Source organism: Streptomyces sp. NPDC059037, from assembly GCF_042740015.1.
Taxonomy (GTDB): Bacteria; Actinomycetota; Actinomycetes; order Streptomycetales; family Streptomycetaceae; genus Streptomyces.
Genome location: NZ_JBHYIG010000358.1, coordinates 1 through 8,915, shown reverse-complemented (window position 1 = coordinate 8,915; position 8,915 = coordinate 1). Strand labels below are relative to the sequence as shown.

General features: G+C 68.0%; 8 protein-coding genes and 3 pseudogenes. 9 read left to right on the top strand and 2 right to left on the bottom strand.

Going from position 1 to position 8,915, the window contains the following annotated elements; all coding sequences use genetic code 11:
• Window positions 1-353 precede the first annotated feature (353 nt).
• From ACFWY6_RS41580 to glyA, 7 genes are all read left to right on the top strand, one after another.
• On the top strand, window positions 354-1,475 hold the full coding sequence (locus ACFWY6_RS41580) for an LCP family protein (protein ID WP_384701930.1): 1,122 nt from the start codon (window positions 354-356) through the stop codon (window positions 1,473-1,475).
• 160 nt (window positions 1,476-1,635) lie between these two features.
• Window positions 1,636-1,857, top strand: a complete 222-nt coding sequence (rpmE, locus tag ACFWY6_RS41575) for a 50S ribosomal protein L31 (protein WP_135331180.1) — start codon at window positions 1,636-1,638, stop codon at window positions 1,855-1,857.
• A gap of 119 nt (window positions 1,858-1,976) precedes the next feature.
• A complete protein-coding gene (gene prfA / locus ACFWY6_RS41570) occupies window positions 1,977-3,053 on the top strand; it encodes a peptide chain release factor 1 (protein WP_384701927.1) in 1,077 nt (358 codons plus the stop codon).
• Window positions 3,054-3,088: 35 nt separating this feature from the next.
• Window positions 3,089-3,934, top strand: a complete 846-nt coding sequence (gene prmC / locus ACFWY6_RS41565; protein ID WP_360767148.1) for a peptide chain release factor N(5)-glutamine methyltransferase — start codon at window positions 3,089-3,091, stop codon at window positions 3,932-3,934.
• Between the two features lie 47 nt (window positions 3,935-3,981).
• A complete protein-coding gene (locus ACFWY6_RS41560) occupies window positions 3,982-4,629 on the top strand; it encodes an L-threonylcarbamoyladenylate synthase (protein WP_135331177.1) in 648 nt (215 codons plus the stop codon).
• Window positions 4,626-5,270, top strand: a complete 645-nt coding sequence (locus ACFWY6_RS41555; protein WP_266870804.1) for a protein-tyrosine-phosphatase — start codon at window positions 4,626-4,628, stop codon at window positions 5,268-5,270. Before ACFWY6_RS41560 ends, ACFWY6_RS41555 begins: the two co-directional genes overlap by 4 nt.
• Before the next feature lie 92 nt (window positions 5,271-5,362).
• Window positions 5,363-6,607: a serine hydroxymethyltransferase gene (gene glyA / locus ACFWY6_RS41550; RefSeq protein WP_384701921.1), complete on the top strand. Its 1,245-nt coding sequence runs from the start codon at window positions 5,363-5,365 to the stop codon at window positions 6,605-6,607.
• 76 nt (window positions 6,608-6,683) lie between these two features.
• Here the strand turns inward: glyA and ACFWY6_RS41545 are convergent, their stop codons facing one another.
• Together ACFWY6_RS41545 and ACFWY6_RS41540 are read right to left on the bottom strand one after the other, a co-directional pair.
• Window positions 6,684-7,079 carry a hypothetical protein gene (locus tag ACFWY6_RS41545; protein ID WP_384701919.1) on the bottom strand — a complete coding sequence of 132 codons (396 nt, stop codon included), beginning with the start codon at window positions 7,077-7,079 and terminating at the stop codon, window positions 6,684-6,686.
• Window positions 7,080-8,076: 997 nt separating this feature from the next.
• Window positions 8,077-8,241: pseudogene (locus ACFWY6_RS41540) on the bottom strand (undecaprenyl/decaprenyl-phosphate alpha-N-acetylglucosaminyl 1-phosphate transferase); the annotation flags it as partial.
• Between the two features lie 10 nt (window positions 8,242-8,251).
• Here ACFWY6_RS41540 and ACFWY6_RS41535 point away from each other — a divergent pair.
• Window positions 8,252-8,599, top strand: a pseudogene (locus tag ACFWY6_RS41535) (undecaprenyl/decaprenyl-phosphate alpha-N-acetylglucosaminyl 1-phosphate transferase); the annotation flags it as partial.
• Window positions 8,579-8,807: pseudogene (locus tag ACFWY6_RS41530) on the top strand (serine hydroxymethyltransferase); the annotation flags it as partial. The pseudogenes ACFWY6_RS41535 and ACFWY6_RS41530, both read left to right, overlap by 21 nt.
• Window positions 8,808-8,915 lie beyond the last annotated feature (108 nt).

Sequence of the window (8,915 nt, the reverse complement as noted above, 5' to 3'; positions counted from 1 at the left end):
GGTTTGTGTGTTTTGTTTTTCATACACACACACAACCCCCCACCCACCCCCCCACCCCCCGCCCCTCGCCCGCCCCGCGCGCGCGGCCCCCCCCTTTTGCCTGCCGAGAGACCTTGGCCACACACATAAGAGATTCTTACGGTCACGGGCAGTAGCACCGGCGCCGACGAAATCGCAGGTGGGAAGCTGGAAGGGTGGGTTCGGAGTGCACGGTGGGTCACCGGTGTGCGCCAGGGGCGCCCACAAGGCGCTGTGCAACCCTTCAAGCGGTTTGCACGTCTGACAGATGACGCCGCAACCACGCCTGACCCTGAAAGCAGGGGGTAACCGACCCGACGAGGACTGAGGAGCACATGACCGACGAGAGCGCGCCCGAGGATACGAAGCCCAAGCGCACCCGTGGCGGAGGCGGCCGGCGCCGCAAGCCGACCACCAAGCGGCACAAGGCCCTCGTCATCACGGCGTGGACCGCCGCATCGGTGATCGTCCTCGGCGGTGCGGGCCTCGGCTTCGTGTACTTCAAGCTCAACGGCAACATCAAGGGCGTCGACATCAACGCGGCGCTCGGCACGGACCGCCCCGCGAACGTCGACAACGGCTCGCAGGACATCCTCGTCCTCGGCTCCGACTCCCGCTCCGGCGACAACGCCAAGTACGGCAAGGACGAGGGCGCCGCCCGCTCGGACACGGCGATGGTCGTGCACGTCAACAAGGGCCACAAGACGGCCAGCGTCGTCTCGATACCCCGCGACACCCTGATAACCCGGCCCGAGTGCAAGACCGACGACGGTCGGACCGATCCGGGCGGTCAGCGGCAGATGTTCAACACGGCGTACGAGGTCGGAGGCCCGGCCTGCGCCGTCAAGACCGTCGAGAAGATGTCCGGCATCCGCATGGACCACTACCTGGAAGTCGACTTCACGGGCTTCAAGAAGCTCATCGACACCCTCGGCGGCGTCGAGATCACCACCAAGGAGGCCATCCATGACAAGGACAGCCACCTCGACCTCGAAGCCGGCAAGCACCAGCTGACCGGCGAGCAGTCACTCGGCCTGGTCCGCACCCGGCACGGCGTCGGCGACGGCAGCGACCTCGGCCGCATCCAGCTCCAGCAGGCGTTCATCAAGGCCCTGATCAACCAGGTCAACGACGTCGGCGTGTTCAGCAACCCGAAGAAGCTCTACGACCTCGCGGACGACGCGACGAGCGCCATCACCACGGACTCGGAACTGAACGACGTCAAGAGCCTCGCGGGCTTCGCGGGCGGCCTCAAGGGCATCGGCGCGGGCGACATGCACATGGTTACCTTGCCCATCCAGTACGACCCGGCCGACCCCAACCGCGTACTGCCCCTGGAGAAGGCCGACCGCCAGGTCTGGGCCGCGCTCAAGGCGGACAAGGCGATCCCCAAGTCCGCAACCGAGCAGTCCGCGGGCGACAAGGGCGCAGCGGACGACGTCGTGACCAGTAACTAGCGGTGACCCGAGCGGTCGCACGGGCCCCGCGGGAATAGATCGGCACCCACCCCGGTTTGGGCAGATGCGACCAGTCCTGGCAGACTGGTACGTCGGCCCCGGTTCACGTACGAGCAATCCGCGCGTACGACCCGGTGCCCTCCCGAAACTAGGAGACACCTTGAAGCGCGACATCCACCCCGAGTACGTCGAGACGCAGGTCAGCTGCACCTGTGGCGCGTCGTTCACCACCCGCAGCACGATCTCCAGCGGCACCGTCCGTGCCGAGGTCTGCTCCGAGTGCCACCCGTTCTACACGGGCAAGCAGAAGATCCTCGACACCGGTGGCCGTGTGGCCCGCTTCGAGGCCCGCTTCGGCAAGGCTGCCGGCTCCAACAAGTAGCGAGCCACTGCGCCGGTCTTCGGCCGCCCTCGGGAGGGGGTGGCCGGGACCGGCGCTTTGCCGTCTGACGCAAGCGCCACTGAGCGAACGAAATTCGCGTACGAAACCAGGAGCCCCCGATGTTCGAGGCGGTCGAGGAACTGATCGGCGAGCACGCCGATCTGGAGACGAAGCTCGCGGACCCCTCGGTCCACGCCGACCAGGCCAACGCGCGCAAGCTCAACAAGCGCTACGCCGAGCTCACCCCGATCGTCTCGACGTACCGCGCCTGGAAGCAGACCGGCGACGACATCGCGACGGCCCGTGAACTGGCCGCGGAGGACCCGGAGTTCGCCGCGGAGGTCAAGGACCTGGAGAAGCAGCGCGAGGAGATCACCGAGAAGCTGCGGCTGCTCCTGGTGCCCCGCGACCCCAGCGACGACAAGGACGTCATCCTCGAGGTCAAGGCGGGCGCGGGCGGCGACGAGTCGGCGCTCTTCGCGGGCGACCTCCTTCGCATGTATCTGCGGTACGCGGAGCGCGTGGGCTGGAAGACCGAGATCATCGACGCCACCGAGTCCGAGCTGGGCGGCTACAAGGACGTCCAGGTCGCCGTGAAGACCAAGGGCGGCAACGGCGCGACCGAGCCCGGCCAGGGCGTCTGGGCGCGGCTGAAGTACGAGGGCGGCGTACACCGCGTGCAGCGCGTTCCCTCGACCGAGTCGCAGGGCCGCATCCACACCTCCGCGGCCGGTGTCCTGGTGACGCCGGAGGCCGAGGAGATCGACGTCGAGATCCACGCGAACGACCTCCGCATCGACGTCTACCGCTCGTCGGGCCCCGGCGGCCAGTCCGTCAACACCACCGACTCCGCGGTGCGCATCACGCACATTCCCACCGGAGTCGTCGCCTCCTGCCAGAACGAGAAGAGCCAGCTGCAGAACAAGGAGCAGGCGATGCGTATCCTGCGCTCCAGGCTCCTTGCCGCGGCCCAGGAGGAAGCGGAGAAGGAGGCGGCGGACGCCCGTCGCAGCCAGGTCCGCACGGTTGACCGCTCCGAGAAGATCCGTACGTACAACTTCCCGGAAAACCGGATCTCGGACCACCGCGTCGGCTTCAAGGCGTACAACTTGGACCAGGTGCTCGACGGAGACCTCGACGCGGTCATTCAGGCCTGCGTCGACGCGGACTCCGCCGCCAAGCTCGCGGCCGCGTAAGCACCCGACAACCGCACTGCCCCCGGAGGACCAGCGTGAACCTGCTGCTCGCGGAAGTGGCCCAGGCCACCCAGCGGCTGGCCGACGCCGGCGTGCCCTCGCCGCGCAACGACGCCGAGGAGCTCGCCGCCTTCGTGCACGGCGTGAAGCGGGGCGAGCTGCACGCCGTCAAGGACGCGGACTTCGACGCACGCTACTGGGAGGCGATCGCGCGCCGTGAGGCCCGCGAACCGCTCCAGCACATCACCGGGCGTGCCTTCTTCCGCTACCTCGAACTGCAGGTGGGCCCCGGTGTCTTCGTGCCGCGCCCCGAGACCGAGTCGGTCGTCGGCTGGGCCATAGACGCCGTGCGCGCGATGGACGTCGTCGAGCCGCTCATCGTCGACCTGTGCACCGGCTCCGGCGCCATCGCGCTCGCCATGGCGCAGGAGGTGCCGCGCTCGCGGGTGCACGCCGTGGAGCTGTCCGAGGACGCGCTGAAGTGGACGCGGAAGAACGTCGAGGGGTCCAGGGTCAAGCTCTCCCAGGGCGACGCGCGTGACGCGTTCCCCGAGCTCGACGGCCAGGTCGACCTCGTCGTCTCCAACCCGCCGTACATCCCGCTCACGGAGTGGGAGTACGTCGCCCCGGAGGCCCGCGACTACGACCCCGAGCTCTCCCTCTTCTCCGGCGAGGACGGCCTCGACCTGATCCGCGGCATCGAGCGCACCGCGCACCGCCTCCTTCGGCCCGGCGGTGTCGTCGTCGTCGAGCACGCGGACACCCAGGGCGGCCAGGTCCCGTGGATCTTCACCGAGGAGCGGGGCTGGGCCGACGCGGCCGACCACCCGGACCTCAACAACCGCCCGCGCTTCGCGACCGCCCGCAAGGCGATGCCGTGAGGACCAAGACTTCAAGCCAGCAGTACGTGTACGAGGAGGCCCGCTAAATGGCACGGCGATACGACACCAACGACGCGACCGACCGTACGACCGGTCTGCGCGAGGCCGCGTCCGCCGTCCGCCGTGGCGAGCTGGTCGTGCTGCCCACCGACACCGTCTACGGCATCGGTGCCGACGCCTTCACCCCGGAGGCCTGCGCCGATCTGCTCGACGCCAAGGGCCGTGGCCGCAATATGCCCACCCCTGTCCTCATCGGCTCCCCGAACACCCTGCACGGCCTGGTCACCGACTTCTCCGAGTCGGCCTGGGAGCTCGTCGACGCCTTCTGGCCGGGCGCGCTGACGCTGGTCGCCAAGCAGCAGCCGTCGCTCCAGTGGGACCTCGGCGACACCCGCGGCACGGTCGCCATCCGTATGCCGCTGCACCCCGTCGCCATCGAGCTGCTCACCGAGGTCGGGCCGATGGCCGTCTCGTCCGCCAACCTCACGGGCCACCCGGCCCCCGAGGACTGTGACGCCGCGCAGGAGATGCTCGGGGACTCCGTCTCCGTGTACCTGGACGGCGGCCCGACGCCGGGCATCGTCCCCTCGTCGATCGTGGACGTCACCGGGAAGGTGCCGGTACTGCTGCGCGCGGGTGCGCTGACCGCGGAGGAGCTCCGCAAGGTGGTACCCGACCTCGAGGTGGCGAATTGACAGCCCCTGAGACGGGGCGTGGCATAGCGGCTTGTCGAGATTCGTTCCGCATCCTCCACGTCAGCACCGGCAATGTGTGCCGCTCGCCGATCACCGAGCGGCTGACGCGGCATGCCCTGGCGGACCGCCTCGGCGACCCGTTCACGGGCGGCCTGATCGTGGAGAGCGCGGGTACGTGGGGGCACGAGGGCGCCCCCATGGAGACCAACGCCGAGACCGTCCTCGCGGACTTCGGGGCGGACGCCTCCGGCTTCATGGGCCGTGAGCTGCTCGACGACCACGTCATCCGGGCGGACCTCGTCCTGACGGCGACGCGGGACCACCGTGCGCAGGTCATCTCGATGGGTCACTCGGCAGGACTGCGCACCTTCACGCTCAAGGAGTTCACCCGTCTGGTGCGGGCCATAGACCCGGCCACGCTGCCCGACCCCGACGGGGAGGGCGTGGTGGAGCGTGCGCGTGCCCTGGTGCGGGCGGCCGCGGCGCTGCGCGGCTGGCTGCTCGCGCCGAGCGTCGAGGCGGACGAGGTGTACGACCCCTACGGGGCGCCGCTGCCCTTCTTCCGCTCGGTGGGCGACGAGATCAACGAGGCGCTGGATCCCGTGGTGACGGCGCTGACCGGCGTACGGGCCAAAGCCTGAACCTTTCCCCTCCGGGGGCGGACACCGCGCGTGCCGCGTGCGGCAGGCCTACATTGGAGGGACTTCAACCCCCGCTAGGCCCGGAGCCCACGATGCCGGTCACCACAGAACAACCGCCCGCCGTGGGGGCTGACGCGCTCCGCCGCGAGGACCCCCAGATGGCCGAGGTCCTCCTCGCCGAGGCCGAACGCCAGGCCAGCGGCCTCCAGCTCATCGCCGCCGAGAACTTCACGTCACCGGCCGTACTCGAAGCCCTCGGCTCTCCGCTCGCCAACAAGTACGCCGAGGGATACCCCGGCGCCCGCCACCACGGCGGCTGCGAGCTGGTGGACGTCGCCGAGCGCATCGCCATCGACCGGGCCAAGGCACTCTTCGGCGCCGAGCACGCCAATGTGCAGCCGCACTCCGGGTCGTCCGCCGTGCTCGCCGCGTACGCCGCGCTGCTGCGCCCCGGCGACACCGTCCTCGCCATGGGCCTGCCGTTCGGCGGCCATCTCACGCACGGTTCGCCCGCGAACTTCTCGGGCCGCTGGTTCGACTTCGTCGGCTACGGCGTCGACCCCGAGAGCGGCCTCATCGACTACGAACAGGTGGAGGCCCTCGCCCGTTCGCACCAGCCGAAGGCGATCGTCTGCGGCTCCATCGCCTACCCCCGGCACATCGACTACGCGGCCTTCCGCGACATCGCCGATCACGTGGGCGCCTACCTCATCGCCGACGCCGCACACCCCATCGGCCTGGTCGCCGGGGGAGCGGCCCCCAGCCCGGTGCCGTACGCGGACGTCGTCTGCGCCACCACCCACAAGGTGCTCCGCGGCCCGCGCGGCGGCCTGATCCTGTGCGGGGCCGAGCTCGCGCAACGTATCGACCGGGCGGTCTTCCCCTTCACCCAGGGCGGCGCCCAGATGCACACGATCGCCGCCAAGGCCGTGGCCTTCGGCGAGGCGGCCACCCCGGCCTTCACGGCGTACGCCCATGACGTGGTCGCCAATGCGCGGATCCTCGCTGAGGCGCTGGCCGCCGCGGGCTGCGTGATCAGCACCGGCGGCACCGACACCCACCTGATCCTGGCCGACCCGGCCCCGCTGGGCGTCGACGCGAGCACCGCCCGCGGCCGCCTCTCCGCGGCGGGCCTGGTCCTCGACACCTGCGCCCTGCCCCACGGCGACAGCCGCGGACTGCGGCTCGGCACGGCCGCCGTCACCACTCAGGGCATGACCGACGCGGAGATGGTGCGCATCGCCGGGCTCTTCGCCGAAGCGGTGCGCGAGGAACCGGGCGTACGAGAGGAAGTGCGCGCATTGGTGGGCAGATTTCCGCCGTATCAGGTTGAGTAAAAGAGTAAGTCCGGCTTGGAAAGCGAAACTAGCTTCCAAGCCGGACTTGTTCGCTAAGAAGCGAGTCGCAATAGCATCAGCACTTCTTTACCTTGCGGGGGCTGTCAGGGCCGAAGTAGCCCGTCTCGTAGTGCCACTTCGTCGTCTTGTGAGCCTTGATCTTCCTGCAGGGAAGGTCGCCAGCCCGCTTGATGTCGACCTTACGCTTCACGCTGCTGCTGCTGCAGTTCTTGTAGTAGATGTCCCAGCGCTTGTTTCCCAACGGCCCGGGGCCGGCCGAGAGTCGCTTGATCGTGCCGCCGCACCTGAGTCGCTGGACTTCAGCATCGGTCCCGCCCTTGGCGGAAGCCTGGGCTGCTTGCGCGACAGGGCGGGTGCTGGTGCTCGTATCGCCGGCGGAAGCCGGGACCGCGAGCCCCAGGGATCCTGCGATCACGACTGTTGTGACAGCGGCGCCTATTACCTTGCGCATTTTTCCCCTTTGGTCATCAGAGGAGGCATCGACATGTTGTTGCGTATTGCGTCAACCCCCGTTTGCTCAATCTTTCTATCGCGCACAAGCAAAGTTAATCAACGATATTCTGCTAGTTGACAGGTAAATCTCCTGAGTAATGTCTTGAAGCGATCTTGCGGAGGTGCTTTGGGGTGTGATTGAACGAGGAGGAGTCCGTGGGTGATGGGCAGGTGAAAGAGTTGTGAGTATTACTCTTCCGGTTGCGTAGAAGGGGAGCCGCCAGGGAAGTTGGCGTATTTTGCAGACGACCCCGGGTGTGTCGGGCCGCGACTGCAAATTCCGGGCATGGTTGTAGCTGGGTTGTGCCGCTCCCGCTGAGCCGCGATGCCAGTGGAGAGAGCAGGAGTGGAGCATGTGGAGTATTCGGTTCCGCATTCAGGTGCTGCAATTCTCCCAATTTCGACAGCTTGAGCCAGAATAGGGACAAGCGCTCGGACCGCGAATCCGGCGAACTGCATGGTGGAGCGGGTGCCTTCGTACTGGATCTCCTGACTGTCCCGGCCGAAGTCGCTGACGAATGGCAGGGGAGTGGCAGGTCTCTGCAGGCGGGGTGATTGGGGCGGCAAAGACAAACTGGTCGGGTTGTGTCTGTCAGCCCGGGGCCCGTACGGCGATTGCATCCGCCCGCTACGGCTACCTTGGACACACGAGTTCCTGCGCGAGCCGTTGTGCCAGCTTGAGAGACCGGAGCTCAGCTGAGGAGCGACCGTAATTGGCTGGCTCCGGTGCCGGACCCTCCCGCTTGGAGAGTTCAGCGGTGGCATGGTCAAGATCTTCGTTCGCTCCGCTGCCAGCAGATGCTGAGGTCAGGTACTGACACGATGTGTAGGTAGGGAGAGCAAGTGCCGTTGCCGTCAGCTACCTTCTGACGGTGGGGATGTAGCCGTATCAAGACTGCGAGCCGGCGCGACCGCAAGGCTCACGAAGCTAGGCTGGGGCTGAGATGCCCAGCCACGATCCCGCCGAGCCGGGGCGTGGGCTCCCGGTGCACGTCGCGGGCGCGGATCTCCGGCATGGCGCCGGCCACGATCGCGAACTTCCGCACCGGGCCGGTCAGCAGGTAGGTCACCGCGGCCGTGATGCAGAGCGTCAGCAGGTATTCACGCACGGGCTTCCCCACAGGTATCGATTTCTTCGGTCTGTGCGCGGGGCTGCTCGTCGCCGACCATCTGCCGAATCTGAACGACGTCTTCGAGCGCTCCAACGAGCCGCGCGCGCTGCTCTCCGGTGCCGCGCTGATCTGGCTGATCGGTGTGCTCGACGACAAGTTCGAGATCGACGCGCTGATCAAGCTGGGCGCCCAGATGATCGCCGCGGGCGTCATGGTCATCCAGGGTCTGACGATCCTGTGGATCCCGGTCCCGGGTTACGGCATGGTCCTCCTGGACCAGGGGCAGGGCACGCTCCTGACGGTCGCGCTCGTCGTCATCACCATCAACGCCGTGAACTTCGTGGACGGCCTCGACGGCCTGGCCGCGGCGGGCCTTGGTCCTCGACACCTGCGCCCTGCCCTACGGCGACGGCCGCAGCCTGCGCCTGGGCACGGCGGCGGTCACCACGCAGGGCATGAGCGACGCGGAGATGGTCCGCATCGCCGGGCTCTTCGCCGAAGCGGTCCACGAGGAACCGGGAGTACGAGAGGAAGTGCGCGAATTGGTGGGCAGATTTCCGCCGTACCGAGGGTGAAAGTCAAAGAGGTGGGGGGGGGGGGGGGGCGCAGGTGGCGGGGCCGCGCAGTGGCAGTACATCAATTATTGATGTGTCAGATAAAGTGCGCTCGAGAGAAAGAAACAA

Excerpts from the sequence above, each read along its gene's own strand:
- ACFWY6_RS41580 (WP_384701930.1), top strand. The coding sequence starts at position 354 with ATGACCGACGAGAGCGCGCCCGAGGATACGAAGCCCAAGCGCACCCGT.
- ACFWY6_RS41545 (WP_384701919.1), bottom strand. The coding sequence starts at position 7,079 with ATGCGCAAGGTAATAGGCGCCGCTGTCACAACAGTCGTGATCGCAGGA.
- ACFWY6_RS41560 (WP_135331177.1), top strand. The coding sequence starts at position 3,982 with ATGGCACGGCGATACGACACCAACGACGCGACCGACCGTACGACCGGT.
- prfA (WP_384701927.1), top strand. The coding sequence starts at position 1,977 with ATGTTCGAGGCGGTCGAGGAACTGATCGGCGAGCACGCCGATCTGGAG.
- glyA (WP_384701921.1), top strand. The coding sequence starts at position 5,363 with ATGCCGGTCACCACAGAACAACCGCCCGCCGTGGGGGCTGACGCGCTC.